Here is a 21,153-nt window from a genome sequence, read left to right on the forward strand (position 1 = left end):
GCGATGACCGCCTCCTTGGCACACGGCTGTGTCATCTCCCGAACGAGCTGAAAGGTTCCGATGCTCGGATTCATCGCGCAACGAATTATGAAGGCGATCGTCGTGCTGCTTGCGATCGTCGTCTTGAACTTCTTCCTGATCCGCCTGGCGCCCGGCGACCCCGCGGTGGTGATGGCCGGCGAAGCCGGCGCCAGCGATCAACTCTTCGTCGCGCAGCTCCGCGAGAAATTCGGGCTCGATCAGCCATTGCCCGTGCAGCTCTATCGATATGTGAAGGGCATCGCCACGCTGGACCTCGGTTTCTCCTTCCGCCAGCAAGCGCCGGTGTCGCAATTGATCCTGGAGCGACTACCGGCAACGCTGCTGCTGACCGGCACGGCGTTTGCGATCTCGCTGCTATCAGGCGTGCTGTTTGGAACCCTGGCAGCGCGCCGCGCAGGCAGTTGGGCCGATACCGCGATCACGATAATGGCGCTGATCTTCTACGCCACGCCGCTGTTCTGGGTGGCGCTGATGGCGATCCTGTTGTTCTCGGTTGCGATGGATTGGCTGCCGAGCTTCGGCTACGAGACGGTGGGCGCCAACTACACCGGTTTCGCTCATGTGCTCGACGTCGGTGCGCACCTGATCCTGCCAGCGATGACGATCGGCCTGTTCTTCATGGCCACATACACCCGCATGACGCGCGCCTCGATGCTGGAGGTGAAGCGGCTCGATTTCGTCAAGACCGCGCGCGCCAAGGGCTTGCGTGACGCGGTGATCCAGCGCCGCCACGTCCTGCGCAACGCGTTGCTGCCGGTGGTGACACTTGCGGGCCTGCAGGCGGGCACGCTGGTCGGTGGCGCCGTGCTGACCGAGACCGTGTTTGCCTGGCCCGGCATCGGCCGGCTGATGTACGAGGCGCTGCTGCAGCGCGACTATAACCTCTTGCTCGGCGTCTTCGTCGTCTGCTCGGCGATGGTGCTGGCGTTCAACCTGATCACCGATCTGATCTACCGCTCGGTCGATCCGCGCATCGAGGTTGCGGCATGAAGCGGTTCTGGAAGCTATTGCTGCGCAATCCCGGCGGATTGATCGGCTCGATCATTCTCCTGATCGCGATCGCGGTCGCGCTGTTCGGGCCGATGATCTTCCCGAATTCACCCTGGCGCATGGTGCAGCGGCCGTTCCTGCCGCCGTTCACGATATCAGGCCTGCCGCTCGGCACCGACGCGCTCGGCCGCGATGTGTTCGCGGGCATCATCTATGGCGCGCGCGTCTCGCTATTGGTCGGTCTGGTCTCGACGCTCGCTGCGCTTGCCGTCGGTATTCCCGTCGGCGCCCTCGCCGGCTATTTCGGCGGCCGGATCGGCGATGCCCTGATGCGCTTCACCGAGTTCTTCCAGACCGTGCCGAGCTTCGCGCTCGCGATCGTGCTGGTGGCGATCATGCAACCATCGATCGTTTCGATCGTGCTGGCGATCGCGATCGTGAGCTGGCCGCCGGTGGCGCGGCTGGTGCGCGGCGAAGTGCTGTCGCTGCGCACCCGCGAATATGTGCAGGCCGCGATCGTCACCGGCCAGACCCATAGCTGGATCATCTGGCGCGAGATCCTGCCCAACGCGCTTTCGCCCGTCATCGTGCTGGCCTCGCTGATGGTGGCGACCGCAATCCTGCTGGAGTCCTCGCTCTCGTTCCTCGGCCTCGGCGATCCCAACCTGATGTCGTGGGGCTACATGGTCGGCGCCGGCCGCACCGTGATCCGGCAGGCCTGGTGGATCACGGTGTTTCCCGGCATCGCGATCCTGGTTTCGGTGCTGGCGCTGAACCTGATCGGCGAAGGCCTCAACGACGCGCTCAATCCGCGCCTCAACAAGGATGGGCGCTGAGCAATGTCCGAGAGCAAAGCCGTCGTCGTCATTAAGGACCTCAAGCTGGCACTGCCGCCCGGCGCCGACCGCGCCTACGCTGTCGACGGCGTGTCGCTTGATCTCGTCCCCGGCAAGATCCTTTGCGTGGTCGGCGAGTCCGGCTCCGGCAAATCGATGTGCGCCCACGCGTTGATGGGCCTCCTTCCCGACACGATCGGCCGCGAGGCCGGCGAGATCCTGTTCGAGAGGCAGAACCTGCTGCGGCTCGACGACGACCAATGGCTCGGCCTGCGCGGCCGGCACATCGCCATGGTGTTCCAGGAGCCGATGACGGCGCTCAATCCGTTGATGCGGATCGGCGATCAGATCGCCGAGATGTTCGAAGCGCACAATCTGCTGACGCCGAAGCAGCGCCGGCAGAAGGCGCTCAACCTCTTGCGCGAGGTCGGCCTGCCCGATCCCGAACGCACCGTGCGCGCCTATCCGCACCAATTGTCCGGCGGCCAGCGTCAGCGCGCGATGATCGCGATGGCGCTCGCGCTCGAGCCGGCGGTGCTGGTCGCGGACGAACCGACCACCGCGCTCGACGTCACCACGCAGGCGCAGATTTTGAAACTGATCCGCGACCTGCAGCGCCGCCGCAACATGGCAGTGATGTTCATCACCCATGATTTCGGCGTCGTCGCCGATATCGCCGACCGCGTGGTCGTGCTTCAGCACGGCAAGGTGGTCGAACAGGGTTCGGCCGATGCCGTGCTGCAACGTCCGCAGCATCCCTACACACGCGCACTGCTTGCTGCAGTGCCATCGATGGAACCTCCGCAACGCGCTCCCCTCGTCGACCGTCCCAAGGCGGTCGAGGTTATCGGCCTCGACAAGACCTATGTCTCCGGTGGCGGCTGGTTCCAGCCGGAGCGCCGCGTGCAGGCAGCCAAAGCTGTCAACTTCAACATCCTGCAGGGCGAGACGCTCGGCCTGGTCGGGGAATCCGGTTCCGGAAAATCCTCGGTCGCGCGCCTCGTCATGCGCCTGATCGAGCCGGACCAGGGCACGGTCCGTCTCGGCGACACCGACTTCACCGCGATCAGCGGCAAGGAGCTGCGCAAGGAGCGCAGCCGCATCCAGATGATCTTCCAGGATCCCTTTGCCTCGCTCAATCCGCGCCGCAAGGTCGGCAACATCATCGCGGATGGGCCGATCGCACATGGCACCGATCCTGATGCGGCGCGGCAGCGCGCTCGCGATCTGCTCGGCATGGTCGGCCTCAATGCCAATGCGATGGAGCGTTTTCCGCACGAATTCTCCGGCGGCCAGCGCCAGCGCATCGGCATCGCCCGCGCGCTGGCGCTCGAGCCGGAAATCCTGGTCGCGGACGAAGCGGTCTCCGCGCTCGACGTCTCCGTGCAGGCGCAGGTCCTCAATCTGCTCGAAGACCTCAAGGCGCGGCTCGGGCTATCGATGCTGTTCATCACCCACGATCTGCGCGTCGCCGCGCAAATCTGCGACCGCATCGCGGTGATGCAACGGGGCGAGATCGTGGAGCTCAGGCCTGCGGCCGCGCTGTTCGCGGCGCCCGAGCATCCCTACACGCGCGAGCTGCTCGCCGCCGTGCCCGGCCGGACATCACCGAGCGAGGAGCCTGCCCGTCCTTATGCCACCGCGTGATAGTCCGGTGCTGAGGCAAGGAAGCGCGCATAGGCATCGGCATCCGGCGGCGTGAATTTTTCGGCGAGCGGATTGCGCCGGCGGACCGTCGTTCCGATATCCGCCAGCAGCTCGTCGAAGTGACGGTAATGATAGGGCGCAACGCAAAGCCCGCCATAGACGCCCGCCGCCGGCCGTTCGACGCGTTTGAAGTGAAGCATCATCGCGATGTTCTCCTTCATCTCCGCGGCAGTCGGCTGACGCGCAAGCTGGCCGTCGGCGTAGCGCACCAGCCAATTGGCGGCCAGCTCGGCGCAAAGCACCGTGGCGAAGCTGGAATTGAATCCAACGAACCCCATATCCGGCAGATCCGGATTGGCGATCAGGCGATAGAGCCGATACTGCCCGTCGGGCTCGACCAGCTTGCTGCGATAGCTTTCGGCAAGGAACGGAACGCCAAGCTTGTAGCCGATCGCAAGCACCGCCACATCCGCCGCCACCCGCTCGCCCCCGCTCATCACGATGCTGTCGCCATCATAGTGATCGAAGGTGCCGCGGATCGCCTTGATGCGGCCATCGGCCACCATCGGATAGAATCCGGGCGTTGCAATCGGCACCGAACAATTGACGCCGTCCTCGATCGGCTGCTTCGGCACCATGTCACATTGCTTCAGCTTGAGCTGGACCTTTAGAAGGCTCTCGAGCCCGCGCCAGTTCGCCCACACCAGCGGCCTGGCCAGCCCATGCGCGAGCCGCGACAGCGGGCCGATGCCCCAGCCCGGGAACATCTCTTCCTGGGCGCGGATATAGAGGATGCGCTTGAAGTTGACCAAGCCGCCGACGAAATAGGGAATGCGCCACACCGGCTCGCGATAGACGATGGTGACTTCGGCAGCGCCCGAGTTGACAGCGTTGACGGCAATGTCGGTCGCCGATTTCGAGCCGCCGAGCACCACCACCCTACGCCCCTTGGCCATTGCCGCGTCGTTGTATTGCGAAGAGTGCAGGACCTTGCCGCCCTGCGCCTTGAACGCATCCTCGCCGGGAAGGCTGAGGGTTTGCGGCTGGTTGAACTGGCCGGTGCAGACTGCGACGAAGTCAAAACCCTCATTGCTCACGCTGCCGTCCCTGGTGCGAAGCGTGAGGGTCCAGCCCGGCTTGCCGTCGGCGCGGCGATCCATCGCCACGACGGTGATGTTGAAGCGCAGGGCATCGTCCAGCCCATGCTCGCGCGCGTAGTCGCGCAAGTAAGCGTGGACCTGCGGCCCCTTCGGCCATTCCGGATAGGAGTCCGGCATCGCCTTGTCGGTGTAGCGATAGAGATCCTTCGGGCTCTGGGTCTGGACCTCGGGATAGGACCGCGCCGGCTCCCAGACGCCGCCAAGATCGCCGCTGCGCTCGACGATGGTCACCCTGTGTCCTCGTTCGGAAAACGCCTTGGCTGCGGCAAGCCCGGAAACGCCGGCGCCGATGATGCAAACATGCTTCTGCTTCACCATGTGGATGCTCCGGAAAATCACCATCCCGTTCGAGTGTACGCGCACGCCATTGTCATCGCCGGACACGATCCCGGCAATTCCACTGCTTCCGACGTTGGGCCCGCTACCGGGTCAAGGTCAGTCGTTGGCTTCCGGCGGCAGGAAATTCACCTCGTGCTCGGCGGAGATGCGCACCACCTCGGCTGGGTCCTGCAGATTGTGCAGTTTGTCGAACAGCGCCTCCAGCTTCTGCATCGGCGAGACCCAGAACAGCGCGCGCGCCGGCTTGTCCGACTTGTTGAAATAGCCGTGGGGGATGCCGCGCGGCATGCGCACGAGGTCGCCGGCCTCCGCCTTCACCCAGACGCCGTCCAGCTTGAGGTCGAGCGTGCCCTCCTGCACCAGGATGAACTCGTCCTGGGTCGGATGGATGTGCACCGGCACGTACTGGCCGGGATCGCTGTTGGTCTCGAATGCGAAGGTCGAGTCGGTGACCGCCTTGGGAAAATAGACCTGGCCCAGAATATTCCAGGTCTTGCCGCCGTAACCCGTGCCGTTCCGCGTAATGCCTTTCTCGAGCGCACCCATTCCGCCACCTCCCTGTCTGGACTGCACCGCGCCCGTGAGGCTGTCGTCGGAGTGGCAGCTTGTCTAGCCGATAAACGAATCCCGCGGCCCCGACGCTCATGTTGCGCTGCAGGAAGAGCTGCCGTTGCCCAAGCGCACGGCAAGGGCCCGCATAACGATCGGGCACGCCGCGCGCCGAAACCGCGTTTCCCCGCGCCGAGAGATGCATTAGGCTCCCAATATTTTAAACCTCAAGCAACTCCGCGGCGGTTGCGATGAATGCAGGTGCCTTGGCCAACATGCGGCTCGCGGATTTCGCCCGCGTCTCGACCGCCAGTGTCGATGACGCCGCCGAGGCGATCGGACGGATTTTCTGCCCGCATGAATTGAAGCCGATCGGCCATTTCGAGAATGACTTCAGCGCCCAGCACAACTGCGCAGCCTTCGACGGGTTTTCGGTGAACTATGTCGCCTATGGCGGATCGGTCTCGATCGATCCCGGCTGTCTCGATCGGTTTTTCCTGTTGCAGATCCCGCTGCAGGGTTGCGCGGAGATACGGACAGCGGCGCGCGAGGTGATGACTGCGCGTGGCGCTGCGGCATCGCTGCTGTCGCCGACCATGCCGACGCAGATGACGTGGCGACAGGATTGCGCCCAGCTCATCCTGCTGCTCGACCGAAAGCTGGTGGAACATCGCGCGGCTGCGCTGGCAGGCACGGCAGCGAGAGCGGTGGAGTTCGATCCATCGGTCGACCTCACCACACAGTTTGGACATGCGCTTCAGGCAGGAATCTGCGATCTCGTCGATCTCGCCGAGCATCTTGGTCCGACAAAGCGCCTGTCACCGCTGGCAGCAGCCGATTGGCGGGAACGATTGCTGAGCGCGCTGCTCAACGGCCAGCATCATAGTTTGAGCCGGGCGATCGCCGTCTTCGAAGGCCGCCTCGAGACGCAGCCGGCAGCGCTGAAGCGGGCGCGCGCCTGGCTCGAGGCCCAGGCCGATGAGCCGCTCGATCTCATGCAGCTTGCCGATGCCGCGGGCATCGGCATTCGCGCATTACAGCTCGGCTTTCGCCGTCATTTCGGGACGACCGTTTCAGCGATGCTGCAGGACATCCGGCTCGCCCGGCTCAATAGCCGGCTGAAAGACGCGCGCCCGGACGAGCGCGTCGTCGACATCGCCTTCGATCTTGGCTTCACCCATCTGAGCCGGATGGCAAGTGCTTATCGCGCAAAGTTCGGCGAGAGCCCTTCGGCGACGTTGCGGCGCCTGAGCTGACTTCAACCGAGCGAATGATTATGAGGGAAAATCTGCCGAGTCGATCCGGATGCGGTCGGCGTGCAGCGACCAATCACACAGCGCCTGCGCCTTGCAGAATTTCTGCTTGGCCATTTCCGCGGCCTCGCCTTCGTTCAAGGCATTAATTTCGAGCGAACTCTGGCAAACTTCCCGTTCGCGACCATTGTCACCAAGCACGTCCTTCATGAAGCTAACGACAAATCGTGACATGGGAGCCTCCTGCTAGACGGGTAGCGTCGGTTTTTTGAATAATAGCATCCTGGAAAAGTGAATTGAGGAAAATCAAGAATGATGGGTCCAATCGCGAGTTGCTAAACACCGGTCGCCTGACAGCCGCCGCCGGTTCCGTACCGTGCTCGGCTGCGCATTCGGCAGTGGATTTGACCAATCAGCAACGTCCCTAGTTCGGCGCGAACCCGAACGCCCGCTCAAACCGCCTGGCGTAAACTGGCCAGACCTCCGGATTGATAATCCGCGGCGGCCGCTTGCCGTCGAGGGCATCAAGGACCTGCTCGGCGGCGATCCGACCCATGTTCTCGCGCGCCTCCACGGTGACGCCGGCCGTATGCGGACTGGCAAGCACATTGTCGAACTGCAGCAGCGGATGCTCCGGCGGCGGTGGTTCCTTGGCCCAGACGTCGAGGCCGGCGCCGGCGATGCGCTTGTTGCGCAGCGCGTCCTCCAGCGCGTCCTCGTCGTGGATGAAGCCGCGCGCTGTGGTGATGAAGAACGCGTGCGGCTGCATCAGCGCGAATTCGCGCCCGCCGATCATGCCGCGGCTCTCCTTCGTCAGCGGGCAACTGACCGAGACATAGTCGGCACGGCGCAGGAGCTCGTCCAGCTCGACCTTCTCGCCTCCCCGCTTGCCCATCTCCTCGGCGGTCAGATAGGGATCGTAGGCGATCACCTTCATGTGCAGGAGCCCCCTGCAGAGCTCGGCGATCCGGCGACCGACATTGCCGAGACCGATGATGCCGATGGTCTTGCCCTGCGCCTCGTTGCCGATCAGGGCATTGCGGTTGACGTCCCGCTGGCGCCGCAGCACGCGGTCGGATTCGATGATGCGCTTCGACAAAGTGAGCAGCATCCCCAGCGCGTGCTCGGCGACGGAATTGGCGTTGCCGCCGGATTGATTGACCACCAGCACGCCCGCCGCGGTGCAGGCGTCGACGTCGACGGGATCGAAACCCGCCCCGTTGGAGGAGACGATCAGGAGGTTCGGCGTACGGCGGAGCAGATCCTGGTCGACATGGAAGTGCCTGGCCAGCTCGTCGCGCGCCGCGCCGATCTGGTAGGCATGCGCCGCTTCGAGGATGGGTGCCGCGACCTCATCGGGGCTCTCATTCTCCAGGCGGTCCAGCCGCACGTCGGGGCGGCCCTTGAGGATTTCCGCATAGATGTTGTGGGCGAGGTATTTGACGTAGAAGACGCGCTTGTTGTTGGCGGTCATGTCCTTCTGCAACTTTCAGTTCGGGTCCTGGAATACGAACGGGCTTGGCCGGACACGGCGGTGGAGGACATGACCGCCGCAATGGCGGCTCGCCTGAACCGATCGTCCATGACATTCCTCCCACTGCTGTCGCCTCATTGTCGTTGCCGCCTGTATCGCATGGCGGACCGGCGTCCGCACCAGCGGAAACCGCAGGTCACGTTGCGACTGCGACATGTTGACAATCGCGCCGGTCGGGTGAAGTTTTGCCGCAAGAAAGCGGCCGCAGCGTCGCGGGATGTGAGGGAGAGCAAGGATGGCGCTCGCGGAGGATGAAAGCCCGCTCAAGACCGCAGCGGAGAAGAGCTGGCACGGCATCGTGCTGCAGACGCTCAAGCGAAACGAGGTTCGGCTCGTGCCCTATGTGCCGGACCGCGTGCTGACGCCGCTGATCAAGAACCTGCACGCCGATCCCTTCTTCACGACGTTTCCCACCGCGCGCGAGGAGGAAGCGGTCGGAATCGTCTCCGGTGCCTGGATGGGCGGCGTGCGCAGTGCGGTGCTGATGCAGACCTCCGGTTTTGCGACGCTTGCGAATGTCCTGGCCTCGCTCGCGATCCCCTACCAGATCCCGGTGATCATGTTCGTCTCCGAGCGCGGCACGCTCGGCGAATTCAACTATGGTCAGGCGCTGGTCTGCCGCACCATGCGGCCGGTGCTCGACTCGCTTGCGATGGAGCATCACACGGCAACCCGGCTCGACGAGTTCGAGTTCATCGTCGACCGCTCCATCAAGCAGGCCATCGCCACGCAGGCGCCGGTGGCGCTGATCCTCTCCCCGCTGCTCACCGGCGGCAAGGTCTTTGACAAGTGAGCGGTCCCATGAACACGCCAAGCAAGACGACTACCCGCAACACCAAGGTGATGAACCGGTTCGATCTCACCTCGCGCCTTGTGGAAAAGCTGAGGAACGAAGAGGCTGTGGTCGGCGGCATCGGCAACACCAATTTCGACCTATGGGCCGCCGGCTATCGCCCGCAGAACTTTTACATGCTGGGAAGCATGGGGCTCGCATTTCCGATCGCGCTAGGGGTGGCGCTGGCGCAACCCGAGCGGCGCGTGTTCGCGCTGGAGGGAGACGGCTCGCTCCTGATGCAGCTCGGCTCTCTCTCGACGATCGCCACGCTGGCGCCGAAGAACCTCACCATGGTCGTGATGGACAACGGCATCTACCAGATCACCGGCGCGCAGCCAACGCCAGCAGCGGCGGCCTCCGATCTTGTCGCCATCGCGGTGGCGAGCGGTCTTCCGAACAGCTCCTGGGCCGCCGATGAGGATGACTTCGAGCGCCTGATCGATCAGTCGCTCGCCTCGGACGGCCCGACATTGATCGGCGTGCGCATCGACGACAAGCCTGGCACCGGCGCGACCCGCCGCGATCCCGTGCAGATCAGGGAACGCTTCATGCTCGGCCTCGGCGTGCGGCAACCGCTGTAAACGTACAAGACAATCCCCGCAGGCAAGACGCCTGCGAGGATCAAGGCGCGTGTCGGTCTTCATTAATCGATGATCTTGACCACCCTGCGGGTACGCGGCTCGACGATCACCCGGCGGTCATTGACGATGGCGTAGCGATACTCCGTATGCCGCGGCACCGTACGCAATTCGACGGTGGACGGCAGCGGCTCGCCGACCACGACGCGCTCACGCACCACGACCGACGGCTCGTCGCGCGGGATCGAGGTGATCACGGCGTTCGGAATTTCCAATCCGGCGCCGACCGCAGCCCCCACGGTGCCACCGACGATCTCGCCCACGGGACCTGCGATTTCGCCGCCCGCGCGGGCGCCATTCGCCGCGCCTTCCACCGTGGTGGATTGCGCGAACGCCGCGCCGGACGCAAGCAGCGACGCGGCAATGACAGAGATGGCAACACGCTTCGTCATCATTCTCCTCCAGTGAAATTGACGATGCGCTTCAACCATCCTGCCCGATAGTTGTTCCGGTTCCATGGTGGCGGACCCGGAGAACCGATGTGGCATTCGGCGGTTCCCGACTTGCGTATCAGGCCGCGCCGATCTCGTGATCTCCCAACAGCTCGAGCGCCCGCACCATCGCCGAATGATCCCACGCCTTGCCGCCGTGCGCGGTGCAGGAACTGAACAGTTGCTGCGCAATCGCCGTGCTCGGCAGCGAAAGTCCAAGCGCGCGAGCGCCTTCGAGCGCAAGGTTGAGATCCTTCTGATGCAATTCGATACGAAAGCCCGGATCGAAATTGCGCTTCACCATGCGATCACCATGCACTTCCAGAATCCGCGACGACGCGAAGCCGCCCATCAGCGCCTGCCGCACCAGCGCGGGGTCGGCACCGGCTTTCGAAGCAAACAGCAACGCTTCACCGACCGCCTCGATCGTCAGAGCGACGATGATCTGGTTGGCGACCTTGGTGGTCTGTCCGTCACCGTTGCCGCCGACCCGCGTGATGTTCTTGCCCATCTTCTCGAACACCGGCTTCATCGTGTTGAACGCAGCCTCCGGCCCGCCCACCATGATGGTCAGGCTCGCCGCCTTGGCGCCGACCTCGCCACCGGACACCGGCGCATCGAGATAGTCTGCGCCGAGCGCCTCGATCTTCTTCGCGAATTCCTTCGTCGCAAGCGGCGAGATCGAGCTCATGTCGACGACGATTTTGCCTTTCGACAGTCCTTCGGCGACCCCGCCGGGACCGAACAGCACCGCCTCCACATGCGGCGTATCCGGCACCATGATGATGACGGCTTCCGCTTCCTGGGCGACGTCTCTGCCCGATTTGCAGACGACACCGCCGCCCGAGACCAGCTCCGGCGGGATCGGCCCGACGTCATGCAGAAACAGGCGATGGCCGGCTTCTTGAAGGTGACCCACCATCGGACGTCCCATGGTGCCGAGGCCGATGAATCCAATCTTTGCCATTGCGATATTCCCCCTCCAAATCAGGTGACGAGCGTGAGCGCCGCGTGCCAGCCGAGGCCGTCAACGGTCGTCGTCCGCGGCTTGTATTCGCATCCGACCCAGCCGCGATAACCAATCGCGTCGAGATGACGGAACAGGAAGGGGTAGTTGATCTCACCGGTGCCCGGCTCGTTGCGGCCGGGATTGTCAGCGAGCTGAATATGCGCGATGCGCGCCAGGTGTTTTTGCACGGTACGGCCGATGTCACCCTCCATCACCTGCATGTGGTAGATATCATACTGGATGAAGAGATTGCTCGAGCCGACGTCGGCGATGAGCTGCGCCGCCTGCTCGGTGCGGTTCAGGAAGAAGCCGGGGATATCGAGCGTGTTGATCGGCTCGACCAGGAGCTTGATTTGCTCCTTGGCGAGCGCGTTGGCGGCAAAGCGCAGATTCTTGACCAGCACCTCGTTCAATTCGAGCGGATCGGCGTCGCGTGGTGCGATACCGACCAGGCAGTTCAATTGCCGGCAATCGAGCGCCTTGGCGTAATCAATGGCGCGGAAGACACCGTCGCGGAACTCCTCGACACGATCGGAAAAGATCGCGATGCCGCGCTCGCCTGTCGCCCAATCGCCGGCGGGGAGATTGTGCAGGACCTGGATCAACCCGTGCTTATCAAGCTGCTCGCGCAGCTCGGCTCTATCGAAGTCATAGGGGAACAGATATTCGACGCCATTAAAACCGGCGGCTTTGGCGGCGGCGAAGCGCTCCAGGAACGGCAATTCCCCGAAAAGCATCGTGAGATTGGCAGCAAATTTCGGCACAATCAAACTCCTTACTCGGCCGACAACAATTTGCCGGGCTGACGTGCGTCAACGCGCGGCGGCACCTCGTCCAGCGGCAGATCGAGCAGTTCCTCGAATTCCACGACGTTGTCGATCTCGGTCCCCATCGAAATATTGGTGACGCGCTCCAGGATGAACTCGACCACGACCGGCACCCGATACTTCGCCATCCATTCCTGCGCGGTCGCAAACGCCGCCTGCGCATCATTCGGATCGGTGACGCGGATCGCCTTGCAACCGAGGCCTTCGGCGACCGCGACATGGTCGACGCCGTAAGAGCCGATCTCCGGCGCGTTGATGTTCTCGAACGACAATTGCACCTGGTAGTCCATGTCGAAGCCGCGCTGCGCCTGGCGGATCAGGCCGAGATAGGAATTGTTCACGACGACATGGATGTACGGCAATTTGAATTGCGCGCCGACCGCGAGCTCCTCGATCAGGAACTGGAAATCATAATCGCCCGAGAGCGCGACGATCTCGCGCTCCGGATCAGCGGCGCGCACGCCGAGCGCGGCAGGCAGTGTCCAGCCCAGAGGCCCCGCTTGCCCGGCATTGATCCAGTTGCGCGGGTGATAGACACGCAGGAATTGCGCGCCGGCGATCTGCGACAGTCCGATCACGGTGACGTAGCAGGTGTCGCGGCCGAAGGTGCGGTTCATCTCCTGATAAACGCGCTGCGGCTTGATCGGCAGATCATCGAAGTGGCTCCTGCGCAGCATCGTGCGCTTGCGGTCCTGGCATGAGGCCGGCCACGCCTGCCGCTCGCGGAGCTTTCCGGCTTTCCGCCATTCCTTCGCAACGCTCACGAACAGCTCAAGCGCTGCCTTGGCGTCGGAGACGATGCCAAGGTCCGGGTTGAACACGCGGCCGATCTGGGTCGGCTCGATGTCGACATGCACGAAGGTGCGGCCCTTGGTGTAGGTCTCAATCGAGCCGGTGTGCCGGTTGGCCCAGCGGTTGCCGATGCCGAGCACGAAATCCGATTGCAGCATGGTGGCATTGCCGTAGCGGTGGCTGGTCTGCAGCCCGACCATCCCGGCCATCAACACGTGATCGTCGGGAATTGCGCCCCAGCCCATCAGCGTCGGCACCACCGGCACGTTAATGGTCTCCGCGAAATTCACCAGCAGTTCGGATGCATCAGCGTTGATAACGCCGCCGCCGGCCACGATCAGCGGCCGCTCGGCCATGTTCAGCATTTCCAGCGCGCGCTCGATCTGCGCGCGCGTCGCGGTCGGCTTGTAGACCGGCAGCGGCGCATAGGTCTCATCGTCGAATTCGATCTCGGCGAGCTGCACGTCGAGCGGCAGATCGATCAGCACGGGACCCGGACGCCCCGAGCGCATCAGGTGAAACGCCTGGCTGAACACGCGCGGCACGAGGCCCGGCTCGCGCACCGTGACCGCCCATTTCGTCACCGGCTTTGCGATCGACTCGATATCGATGGCCTGGAAATCTTCCTTGTAGAGCCGCGCCCGCGGCGCCTGTCCGGTAATGCAGAGGATTGGAATGGAATCGGCGATCGCCGAATAAAGCCCGGTGATCATATCGGTGCCCGCCGGCCCCGACGTGCCGATGCAGACGCCGATATTGCCGCGTTTGGCGCGGGTATAGCCCTCCGCCATGTGGGAGGCGCCTTCGACGTGGCGCGCGAGGATATGCCGGATCGAGCCGCGCTTCTTCAGCGCCGAATAGAGCGGATTGATCGCCGCGCCGGGAACGCCGAACGCGCAATTGACCCCTTCCTTCTCCAGAATACGCACCGCCGCATCGACCGCCCGCATCTTCGCCATCTCGCGCCTCGCTGATGTTGCATCGGCGCGATGATCGCGGGAGCGCTCGACGATCTCAACGACGCTGATTTTGTTTCCCACGATACGGAATGAACGGCGAAAACCGCGCCAGATCAAACGATTGGATCGCCGATGGAATGAAAGCATGCGACAGCAGCGGAAAGACGGATCGTTTCACTCGCAATGACGATAGCCAAACTTGAGCTGGATCAAACCCAACCAAACCCAAGTAGGCTAGTAAGATTTACCCGAAGACCGCAGGCGGGGGGAAGATATGATCATCAGTTGCCTGAAGTGGTTGATGATTGCCAGCCTTACCGCTGGGTTTGCTGGCGCAGCTCGGGCTGGAGACATCGGCAAGTCAGAATTTGAGTCTTCGAGCGCGAGCTGTCATGGTGCGGATGGAAAGGGCAAAGGACCTGTCAGCGAGCAGCTCAAGGTACCGCCTTCCGATTTGACGATGTTGGCCAACAACAAGAACGGGGTCTTTCCCACGACCGCTGTTTATGAAACCATATATGGATCGAAAACAGTTCCCGCTCACGGCACTCGCGAAATGCCAATTTGGGGGAACGATTCAATCCCATTGTCAACTTGCCTCACTATGTTGATCCATCTTACTGGAAGATGGCCGGGCCGCAGCAAAGCCCGGATGTCGTCGTACGCACACGCATCCTCGCTGTTATCGATTATCTGAGCCGTATTCAGCAAAAGTAGCAACCGACGAGCATCAGATTACTTGCTCCCGGCCGGGAGCTCGTTCGTTCGACGACGGTGATTTAAGAGCGCTGAAGTCAAACTCAAAAGCGAATACCGCCTTCCAACCACCGCATCTATTCGCTTCGCTGGCCCCCGTTCTTGATAGCGAGCGAGGTTTCGCACCATTTGGCGATCCGTAGCAGCTTCAGGTTTTCGCCGAATGGCGCGACAAGCTGGATGCCCATGGGCAGGCCGTTCGACCCGATCCCAGCGGGCAATGCGATCGCCGGAACCCCGAGAGTTGTCCAAGGCACGCACAGGCCAGGGTCGCCGGTATCAGACAATCCTTCCGGCGCTTCGCCAGTTGCTGCGGTCGTGAGAACAGCGTCAAAACCTGCGAGCGCGCGGGTAAATTCGGCGCGCAGCGCAAGCTGCTTGGCGCGGGCGGAAATATACTCCGCCGCGGAAATCGGCGCGCCGCGTTCGACAAGGGCGTGAAGCCGGGCGCTGGTCTTGTCCGGGAAACGTGTGACCAGATCACCGAAATTCGCCGCCCCCTCCGCGCCGCAGAGCGTAGCGGAGAGCGCCGGCAGTTGCTCGAACTCCGCAGGCAACGCAAACGGCTCGACGATCGCTCCGGCATCTCTGAAGAGAATGGCCACTTGCGCGAGCAACGTGCTTTGGCTTTCGTCCAAGGGCGGCGTTGCCGCCGGACGAAGCCACGCTATCCGCGGCGCGGGAAAAGGATCGACGCCTTCAGGAGAAATCTGGAACGGCGCCTGCGGAGAAGCACTGGGGCCGCCGGCCAGCAGCGCCAGCAGATACGCGGCGTCATCCACACTGCGGGCGAACAGGCCGAGGTGGTCCAGGGACTGAGAGAGCGGATGGACGCCCTGCAGGCTGATGGTGCCAAAGCTGGGTTTCAGTCCCACCACACCACAATAGGCGGCAGGTCGCAGGATCGAACCCAGCGTCTGCGTGCCCAGCGCCGCTTGCACCGAGCCGCTCGCAACGGCTGCCGCAGAGCCGGACGATGAACCGCCGGGCGTATGCCTGGATTCCACGGGTTGCGGGTGGGGCCGGGTTCGCGCCACGCGAATTCGGTGGTGACCGTCTTGCCGAGAACTGTTGCCGAGAGATCTTTCAGGCGGCTGACCACCCAGGCATCCTCATTCGGCTGGTGATCCGCATACACCGGCGAGCCATAGGTGGTCGGCATATCGGCCGTGTCTATGAGATCTTTCACGCCTATTGCGACGCCTGCAAGTGGTCCATTTCCCGCTGAAACGATCGGCGGTTTGGACGGCAAATAAGCGAAGGCGCGAAGATCGGGTTCGACAGCCGCGGCGCGCGCGTGGCTGGCCGCAATCAGGTTCTGCGCTTGTGCCGAGCCCCCCGCGATCATGCGGACGATTTCGAGGACCCCAGAGTGGTCTTGCGCGAAGTTCATTTCCGGATGGACCTGTAACCGAGGTGAGAAAGGTCTAAAGGCAAACGGCTCCGGGTTCAGCCCGAAGCCGCGGTGACGAAGATCGGCAAAGCTCAGTTCGTGGATATCGCCTTTTCGATATAGGTTCTTGGAACGAAGGTCTTGTAGTCAGGCTGGGCGGCGAGATTGCCGAGCGCGATCTGCGTCTCGAGCGCAAGCTTCAGCGCGTCGGGCGTGATATCGACACTGGTGGGGTAAACGTTGTCGGCAAGCATGCGCTTCACCGCCGCTTCCACCACGGCAGGCTCAAGATTCGGGAATTCCTTCTGAGCGATTTCCACCGTGCGCGCCTGGTTCTTGTGCATGAAACGCACCGCCATTTCGAGGCCATTGGTCAGCCGCTGCGCAAGGTCCGGATCGACATCGTTGCGCGCGGTGATGGTAGAGAAGGCATAGGCGCCGTACAGTTTCGGGAAGCCGACCACCACCTTCATGCCCTTGGCCACCACCTGGTCGAGGCCGGGCTCGTACATGACCGCCACTTTGGCCTGGCCGGCAACGAAGGGGCCGGGCTCGGTGCCGAGCGGAACCTGGATCATCTCCACGTCCTTGCTGGCGTCCATGCCGTTTTCCTTCAGCAGCTTGATGAACAGCGAGGTGCTGGTGGTCGGCATCAGGCCAGTCACGATCTTCTGTCCCTTGAGATCTTTCACACTGTCGAACTTGAAGTCGGGCGTGGCGGCGATCCATACCGCGGCGCCATTCACGACGTTGGCGATCGTGTTCACCGGGGCGCCCTTGGACGCAGCGATGGCTGTCCATTCGGGTCCATGAAGCGAGAATTGCGCACTCTTGGAGATCACGGCCGAGAGAGCAACGCTTCCGGAACCGGCGCTCTCCTTGTTGAGATCAAGCCCCTGCTTCTCGAAAAAGCCCTCGTTCATGCCGACGTAGAGTGGCAGGTATAGCAGCGATTGAAACGCCTGAGAAATGGTCGCCTTCTTCATCTCGGCGGAAGCCGGCCCTGCGGCGGCTATGCCGAGCGCAAGAGCGAGGGCAACGGAAAGAGTGCTCAATTTCGGAATTCGCCGTCTCATTTTAGAAGTCTCCTGAAAGAAGATCAAACGTTGATCTGCGTGCCGCTCTGCTGTTGCTTCCAGGGAAGCAGCCAATTCTCGATGACCTCGACCAAGTGGTAGAAAAGAAAGCCAACGAGCATCAGCGTGAACAGGCCAGCCCACACCGTATTGAGATCGTAAAGACTCGAGGCCACGTAGATGACGTGGCCGAGACCATGCTGGGAAGAGATGAATTCTCCCACGACCGCGCCCACCAGGGCGAAGCCGATATTGATCCGAAAGGTGGCGATGATCGCAGGCAAGGTAGAGGGCGCGATCACCCGCTTGAAGATCTGCTGCTTGGACGCGCCCATAGAGAAAAGCAGCGCCTGGAGATCCTTGTCCGCGTCCTTTGCCGCCTGGTAGGCGGTGATGAGAGCGACGATGGAGGTGAGCGAGATCGCGAGCGCGACCTTCGATAGCAAGCCGGTGCCGAACCACAGGATGATGATCGGCGCCAGCGCGATTTTCGGCACCGAGTTGATGGCCGCGATAAACGGTTCCACCAGCCGCGCCACGAACACCGAGTACCACAGCGCAAGGCCGATGACCGAACCGATCACGGTACCGAAGGCAAATCCCAGGATCGCCTCGAATATTGTGTAACCGGTGTCAGTGAAAAGAGAGCCGTTCGTGATGGAGCCGATGAGGTTGCGCAGAACGCCGCTCGGCTGACCAACGAGGAAGCCCGACAACCATCCCCATCGCACCGCCGCTTCCCACAGCAGGAAGAAACCGACGACGGCAAGGATCTGAAGCGCGCTTCGTCCGATAAGGGAATCGAACACGTTGCGGCGCTTTTTCTCGCGTGGGCGAGCGGGCGCCGCGGTTTTTACAAGTTGAGCCGTTTCCGTCATGCACTCTTCCTGGTCTGGATATCGAGCTCCGCGCAGAGCGTGTGGAAATAACCGGAGAAGCGCGGATCGCTTCGCGCCGCGATCGGCGAATGTTCGTTCAGCGCGATGTCGTGAACGGCCTTCACGCGCGCCGGACGTTGACTGAGCACGACCACACGCTTGGAAAGCGCCACTGCCTCATCGATGTCGTGGGTCACGAGGATCACGGTCTTGTGAAAGGTTTCCACCGCCTCCATCAGAATGCCCTCGAGATACAGCCTCGTCTGATAGTCGAGCGCCGAGAACGGCTCATCGAGGAGCAGGATGTCGGGATCGAGCACGAGAGTGCGGATCAAGGCCACGCGCTGACGCATTCCGCCGGACAGCATCTTGGGATATGAGTTCTCAAAGCCGGAAAGACCGAACGTGCTGAGATATTCTCTCGCGGTATCCAGAGCCCGTTTTGGATCGACGCCCTTGGTCTCAAGGCCGAGCAGAACGTTGTCCAGCACCGTACGCCAAGGAAAAAGCAAGTCCTTTTGCATCATATAGCCCACGCGACCGCGCAAGCTTTCCACTTCCTGGCCGCGATAGAGCATGACGCCATCATCGGGATCCACGAGGCCGGCGATAATATTGAACACCGTCGTCTTGCCACAGCCGCTCGGGCCAATGATGCTGACGAAATCACGCTCATGGATATCGAAGGTTAAGCCGTCGAGAACCTGCGTCGCCGCTTCCTTTCCAGGAAAGCTCTTACGGATGCCGTTCAAACGAAGTTGCACTTTGGGCGATGACATGGTGTCTCCTGTCCACCATGCACTTCAAGCAACCACCGTGCCAAACGCGACGGCATAAGTGCGCAAGAAATTGCGCTGTTGAGCGTGCGTTCCGTCAGGATGAGCTTCTTGCTGCCTTCGATTCGAGCACGTGCTGCCTTTTTGCAGCCAGCGCATTTTTCCCTCTGAGGCTATCGCGCACGGATGCTGAGATTCCGTATCTCAGTGTCTCCAGACAGCCATTGTGTGATTCAGCGGAACGGAGTTTGTCCGCTCCACCCGCCAGTTCAGACGTCAACGCTGTTCTGCTCTTACGAGCACATCTAGGTGAACAAATCGGCTCAGTTCAATCGCAGCTCCGTGATATGCCGCGGATCCGGGCTTAGCTCGTTACGTTCCACGCGCTTGACGAGGTCTGTCAACACGGCATTAGCCGCACAAGAAATTCCGATCTTCTCGCCCTCGCGCACCACAAAACCGTTGAGGAATTCGATCTCGGTGCGCCGGCCTTTCTGCATGTCCTGGCCCATCGAGGGACGCTGCTCGGATGAAGTGCGCTTGCCGTCCTTGAAGCGCTGCTCGTCACACGCGCGCATCGCCGTCTCGTCGCCTTCTCCGGCACGCGCGATCGTCTCGGGCGGCAGGTGCAGGATCTCCTCCAATTGATAGCCGAGCGCCTGACCGACGCGGATCGCTTCGCTGCCGAGCCGGGTAACGGCGGATCGGTTCGCTCTGCAACATGTCTCCGCCCGGCAGACCCGTGCAGGCCGAGAGCCCATTGCCCATGACATTGGCGACCAGTTTCGACCAGCGTTCGCCCCACAGATTGCCGGTGACTTTGGCGCTGTCGGAGTAGCCCACCAGTCGGCAGATCTCTTCCGCCCGCACCGTGATACGGCCGTGCACTTCACCGGCGCGAAATACGGGTGCGCCGCCCCGCCCTTGCCGGCGCCTCGGTGGATATGGCCGGGCTCAGGCAGGTTGACCGTGATGCTGCTGGCAATGCATCCGAGCGTCTTGCCCCAGCCGACGATGCCGGCGATCGTCTCTTCATTCATGCAGTTCTGCAGCGACACGACATAGCCGTCCGGCGCCAGATACTGCTGGATCAGCATGGTCGCCCAGGCCGTGTCGTAGGATTTCATGCAGACGAAGGCGATGTCGACCGGCTTCTCCTTGGCGAGCTGCTGCGCGTCCGTGATGTGCAGCGCACGCACGGGCACCGAGAATTCCGCGACGTCTCGTGCATGGGTGACACGTAGTCCGTGCTTCCTCATGTGATCGATATGCTCGGGCCAGGGATCGATGAACGTGACGTCCTCGCCCGCCTGCACCATATGGGCACCCACATACCCGCCGACGGCACCAGCCCCGACGATCGCTATCTTCCGACCCATGGTTTCTCCCCGGCATTTTCTCGCGGCCAGGGAAGCAGCCGATCCACTGGCCCGTTGCCGCCCACTCTAATGGATTTGGGCCTTCCGCCAAATGCACGCGTCGCGCCGCAGGGCGGCGTCGGCGTCATGACGGCTGAACGATCAGTCAGGCTTCGTCGCAGGCATCACGCCACCGAGCGCAACTGTCAGCTCGGCGGCCACCTCGCGCACGGTCTGGCCGAGTGCAGCCAGCCTATCGTCGGTCAGGCGGCTGGTCATGCCTGATACCGAGATCGCCGCGAGCGGCTCGCTGCAATCGTTGTAGACGACGGCGGCGATGCAGCGCAGCCCCATGCAGGCCTCCTCGTCGTCGACGGCGTAGCCTTGGCGGCGGACACGTTCGAGTTCCCTGAACAGGTCGCTCGGCCGCGTGATCGTCTTCTCGGTCAGGCGCGGCATGCCATGATGGCGGATGATCGCGCTGACGTCCTCATCCGAATATGTCGCCAGCACCGCCTTGCCGACGCCGGAGGCCACCATCGCCACGCGACCGCCGACCTTGGTCAGCGAACGCATGATCTCGCGGCTCTCCATGCGGGTGAGCACGACGATGAACTCGTCGTCGACCACGGCGAGGTTGGCGGTCTCACGCGTGAGGTCGCGCAGTTTGCGCAAATAGGGAACTGCCTGGGCGGTGAAGTTGCGGCGCCTCGCAAAGGTGGCGCCGACGGTGAAGCTGCGGGCGCCGACATGCCATTTCGATTCGGTGCGGTCGAATTGCACGAAGCGGCGGCTTTCGAGCGTTGCCAGCAGACGGTGCACGGTCGAGGTCGACAGCCCGGTGCGGATCGCAAGATCGCTCAGGCGGTAGCCTTCGTCGTCTTCGGCGAGCGTCTCGATGATCGAGAGCGCGCGGTCGACGGATTGCACGCCGCCGTCGCGGCTTTCGTAATCGTCGGTGGTGGATTTCGGCGCAAGCGCCTTGCGCCGGATCACGTCCCTCTTCATCGCGACCTGCTTCAGCCGTTGCGGAAGACGCGTTCGCTATCGGATTGGCCAGTTTGTTCGGTCCCTG

21 protein-coding genes are annotated in these 21,153 nt (G+C 62.7%); 6 read left to right on the forward strand and 15 right to left on the reverse strand.

Annotated elements, in window-relative coordinates; translation table 11 throughout:
* Window positions 1-60 precede the first annotated feature (60 nt).
* Genes ACZXDY_RS08440 through ACZXDY_RS08450 form a run of 3 tightly spaced genes read left to right on the forward strand, consistent with a single transcriptional unit; the run spans window position 61 to window position 3,515 of the window.
* Entirely contained in the window at window positions 61-1,032 is a 972-nt protein-coding gene (locus tag ACZXDY_RS08440) for an ABC transporter permease (protein WP_028167425.1), read from the forward strand.
* The gene (locus tag ACZXDY_RS08445) at window positions 1,029-1,868 is read left to right on the forward strand and encodes an ABC transporter permease (RefSeq protein WP_028167424.1); all 840 of its coding nucleotides are present in this window, start codon (window positions 1,029-1,031) and stop codon (window positions 1,866-1,868) included. Before ACZXDY_RS08440 ends, ACZXDY_RS08445 begins: the two co-directional genes overlap by 4 nt.
* Before the next feature lie 3 nt (window positions 1,869-1,871).
* Entirely contained in the window at window positions 1,872-3,515 is a 1,644-nt protein-coding gene (locus ACZXDY_RS08450) for an ABC transporter ATP-binding protein (RefSeq protein WP_464345159.1), read from the forward strand.
* Here the strand turns inward: ACZXDY_RS08450 and ACZXDY_RS08455 are convergent.
* Together ACZXDY_RS08455 and ACZXDY_RS08460 are read right to left on the reverse strand one after the other, a co-directional pair.
* Window positions 3,500-4,993, reverse strand: a complete 1,494-nt coding sequence (locus ACZXDY_RS08455; protein ID WP_464345160.1) for a flavin-containing monooxygenase — start codon at window positions 4,991-4,993, stop codon at window positions 3,500-3,502. The two genes, ACZXDY_RS08450 and ACZXDY_RS08455, sit on opposite strands and share 16 nt — an antisense overlap.
* 117 nt (window positions 4,994-5,110) lie before the next feature.
* Window positions 5,111-5,560 (reverse strand): cupin domain-containing protein, encoded by a 450-nt coding sequence (locus tag ACZXDY_RS08460; protein WP_130229872.1) that lies wholly within the window; start codon window positions 5,558-5,560, stop codon window positions 5,111-5,113.
* 254 nt (window positions 5,561-5,814) lie between these two features.
* On the opposite strand from ACZXDY_RS08460, the gene ACZXDY_RS08465 reads away from it, so the two are divergent.
* Entirely contained in the window at window positions 5,815-6,819 is a 1,005-nt protein-coding gene (locus tag ACZXDY_RS08465; protein WP_464345161.1) for an AraC family transcriptional regulator, read from the forward strand.
* An 18-nt stretch (window positions 6,820-6,837) separates the two neighbouring features.
* Here the strand turns inward: ACZXDY_RS08465 and ACZXDY_RS08470 are convergent, their stop codons facing one another.
* Complete coding sequence (locus ACZXDY_RS08470) at window positions 6,838-7,050, reverse strand: hypothetical protein (RefSeq protein WP_028167419.1); 213 nt, start codon at window positions 7,048-7,050, stop codon at window positions 6,838-6,840.
* A 190-nt stretch (window positions 7,051-7,240) separates the two neighbouring features.
* Window positions 7,241-8,290, reverse strand: coding sequence for a hydroxyacid dehydrogenase (locus tag ACZXDY_RS08475; RefSeq protein ID WP_464345162.1), 1,050 nt, complete (start codon window positions 8,288-8,290; stop codon window positions 7,241-7,243).
* A 295-nt stretch (window positions 8,291-8,585) separates the two neighbouring features.
* Between ACZXDY_RS08475 and ACZXDY_RS08480 the strand changes: the two genes are divergently transcribed.
* On the forward strand, window positions 8,586-9,143 hold the full coding sequence (locus tag ACZXDY_RS08480) for a thiamine pyrophosphate-binding protein (RefSeq protein ID WP_464345163.1): 558 nt from the start codon (window positions 8,586-8,588) through the stop codon (window positions 9,141-9,143).
* Between the two features lie 8 nt (window positions 9,144-9,151).
* On the forward strand, window positions 9,152-9,766 hold the full coding sequence (locus ACZXDY_RS08485; protein ID WP_464345164.1) for a thiamine pyrophosphate-dependent enzyme: 615 nt from the start codon (window positions 9,152-9,154) through the stop codon (window positions 9,764-9,766).
* Between the two features lie 62 nt (window positions 9,767-9,828).
* On the opposite strand, the gene ACZXDY_RS08490 is transcribed toward ACZXDY_RS08485, so the two are convergent.
* The 11 genes from ACZXDY_RS08490 to ACZXDY_RS08540 form a co-directional block, all read right to left on the reverse strand.
* Window positions 9,829-10,215, reverse strand: a complete 387-nt coding sequence (locus ACZXDY_RS08490; RefSeq protein WP_208820394.1) for a DUF1236 domain-containing protein — start codon at window positions 10,213-10,215, stop codon at window positions 9,829-9,831.
* A gap of 118 nt (window positions 10,216-10,333) precedes the next feature.
* Entirely contained in the window at window positions 10,334-11,221 is an 888-nt protein-coding gene (locus ACZXDY_RS08495; RefSeq protein WP_464345165.1) for a 2-hydroxy-3-oxopropionate reductase, read from the reverse strand.
* A 20-nt stretch (window positions 11,222-11,241) separates the two neighbouring features.
* The gene (gene hyi, locus ACZXDY_RS08500) at window positions 11,242-12,027 is read right to left on the reverse strand and encodes a hydroxypyruvate isomerase (protein ID WP_464345166.1); all 786 of its coding nucleotides are present in this window, start codon (window positions 12,025-12,027) and stop codon (window positions 11,242-11,244) included.
* Window positions 12,028-12,038: 11 nt separating this feature from the next.
* Entirely contained in the window at window positions 12,039-13,841 is a 1,803-nt protein-coding gene (gene gcl / locus ACZXDY_RS08505) for a glyoxylate carboligase (protein WP_464345167.1), read from the reverse strand.
* 833 nt (window positions 13,842-14,674) lie between these two features.
* Complete coding sequence (locus ACZXDY_RS08510; RefSeq protein WP_464345168.1) at window positions 14,675-15,538, reverse strand: amidase family protein; 864 nt, start codon at window positions 15,536-15,538, stop codon at window positions 14,675-14,677.
* Window positions 15,463-15,990 (reverse strand): amidase family protein, encoded by a 528-nt coding sequence (locus ACZXDY_RS08515; RefSeq protein WP_464345169.1) that lies wholly within the window; start codon window positions 15,988-15,990, stop codon window positions 15,463-15,465. The genes ACZXDY_RS08510 and ACZXDY_RS08515 overlap by 76 nt, the downstream gene beginning before the upstream one ends.
* A gap of 92 nt (window positions 15,991-16,082) precedes the next feature.
* Complete coding sequence (locus ACZXDY_RS08520; RefSeq protein ID WP_464345170.1) at window positions 16,083-17,066, reverse strand: ABC transporter substrate-binding protein; 984 nt, start codon at window positions 17,064-17,066, stop codon at window positions 16,083-16,085.
* 23 nt (window positions 17,067-17,089) lie between these two features.
* Window positions 17,090-17,944, reverse strand: coding sequence for an ABC transporter permease (locus ACZXDY_RS08525; protein WP_464345171.1), 855 nt, complete (start codon window positions 17,942-17,944; stop codon window positions 17,090-17,092).
* Window positions 17,941-18,723, reverse strand: coding sequence for an ABC transporter ATP-binding protein (locus ACZXDY_RS08530; protein WP_130227145.1), 783 nt, complete (start codon window positions 18,721-18,723; stop codon window positions 17,941-17,943). Before ACZXDY_RS08530 ends, ACZXDY_RS08525 begins: the two co-directional genes overlap by 4 nt.
* A gap of 320 nt (window positions 18,724-19,043) precedes the next feature.
* Window positions 19,044-20,099 carry a ketopantoate reductase family protein gene (locus ACZXDY_RS08535; RefSeq protein ID WP_464345172.1) on the reverse strand — a complete coding sequence of 352 codons (1,056 nt, stop codon included), beginning with the start codon at window positions 20,097-20,099 and terminating at the stop codon, window positions 19,044-19,046.
* Window positions 20,100-20,240: 141 nt separating this feature from the next.
* A complete protein-coding gene (locus tag ACZXDY_RS08540; protein WP_028167406.1) occupies window positions 20,241-21,086 on the reverse strand; it encodes an IclR family transcriptional regulator in 846 nt (281 codons plus the stop codon).
* Between the last annotated feature and the right edge of the window lie 67 nt (window positions 21,087-21,153).

It is taken from the genome of Bradyrhizobium sp. LeoB3 (assembly GCF_055456055.1).

What these genes read in the sequence shown, in the direction of transcription:
- ACZXDY_RS08455 (WP_464345160.1), bottom strand. Translation starts at nt 4,993, where the DNA reads ATGGTGAAGCAGAAGCATGTTTGCATCATCGGCGCCGGCGTTTCCGGG.
- ACZXDY_RS08525 (WP_464345171.1), bottom strand. Translation starts at nt 17,944, where the DNA reads ATGACGGAAACGGCTCAACTTGTAAAAACCGCGGCGCCCGCTCGCCCA.
- ACZXDY_RS08495 (WP_464345165.1), bottom strand. Translation starts at nt 11,221, where the DNA reads ATGGCAAAGATTGGATTCATCGGCCTCGGCACCATGGGACGTCCGATG.
- ACZXDY_RS08530 (WP_130227145.1), bottom strand. Translation starts at nt 18,723, where the DNA reads ATGTCATCGCCCAAAGTGCAACTTCGTTTGAACGGCATCCGTAAGAGC.
- ACZXDY_RS08515 (WP_464345169.1), bottom strand. Translation starts at nt 15,990, where the DNA reads ATGAACTTCGCGCAAGACCACTCTGGGGTCCTCGAAATCGTCCGCATG.
- ACZXDY_RS08485 (WP_464345164.1), top strand. Translation starts at nt 9,152, where the DNA reads ATGAACACGCCAAGCAAGACGACTACCCGCAACACCAAGGTGATGAAC.
- ACZXDY_RS08450 (WP_464345159.1), top strand. Translation starts at nt 1,872, where the DNA reads ATGTCCGAGAGCAAAGCCGTCGTCGTCATTAAGGACCTCAAGCTGGCA.
- ACZXDY_RS08540 (WP_028167406.1), bottom strand. Translation starts at nt 21,086, where the DNA reads ATGAAGAGGGACGTGATCCGGCGCAAGGCGCTTGCGCCGAAATCCACC.
- ACZXDY_RS08445 (WP_028167424.1), top strand. Translation starts at nt 1,029, where the DNA reads ATGAAGCGGTTCTGGAAGCTATTGCTGCGCAATCCCGGCGGATTGATC.
- ACZXDY_RS08490 (WP_208820394.1), bottom strand. Translation starts at nt 10,215, where the DNA reads ATGACGAAGCGTGTTGCCATCTCTGTCATTGCCGCGTCGCTGCTTGCG.
- ACZXDY_RS08535 (WP_464345172.1), bottom strand. Translation starts at nt 20,099, where the DNA reads ATGGGTCGGAAGATAGCGATCGTCGGGGCTGGTGCCGTCGGCGGGTAT.
- ACZXDY_RS08460 (WP_130229872.1), bottom strand. Translation starts at nt 5,560, where the DNA reads ATGGGTGCGCTCGAGAAAGGCATTACGCGGAACGGCACGGGTTACGGC.
- gcl (WP_464345167.1), bottom strand. Translation starts at nt 13,841, where the DNA reads ATGGCGAAGATGCGGGCGGTCGATGCGGCGGTGCGTATTCTGGAGAAG.
- ACZXDY_RS08440 (WP_028167425.1), top strand. Translation starts at nt 61, where the DNA reads ATGCTCGGATTCATCGCGCAACGAATTATGAAGGCGATCGTCGTGCTG.
- ACZXDY_RS08470 (WP_028167419.1), bottom strand. Translation starts at nt 7,050, where the DNA reads ATGTCACGATTTGTCGTTAGCTTCATGAAGGACGTGCTTGGTGACAAT.
- ACZXDY_RS08465 (WP_464345161.1), top strand. Translation starts at nt 5,815, where the DNA reads ATGAATGCAGGTGCCTTGGCCAACATGCGGCTCGCGGATTTCGCCCGC.
- ACZXDY_RS08480 (WP_464345163.1), top strand. Translation starts at nt 8,586, where the DNA reads ATGGCGCTCGCGGAGGATGAAAGCCCGCTCAAGACCGCAGCGGAGAAG.
- ACZXDY_RS08520 (WP_464345170.1), bottom strand. Translation starts at nt 17,066, where the DNA reads ATGAGACGGCGAATTCCGAAATTGAGCACTCTTTCCGTTGCCCTCGCT.
- ACZXDY_RS08475 (WP_464345162.1), bottom strand. Translation starts at nt 8,290, where the DNA reads ATGACCGCCAACAACAAGCGCGTCTTCTACGTCAAATACCTCGCCCAC.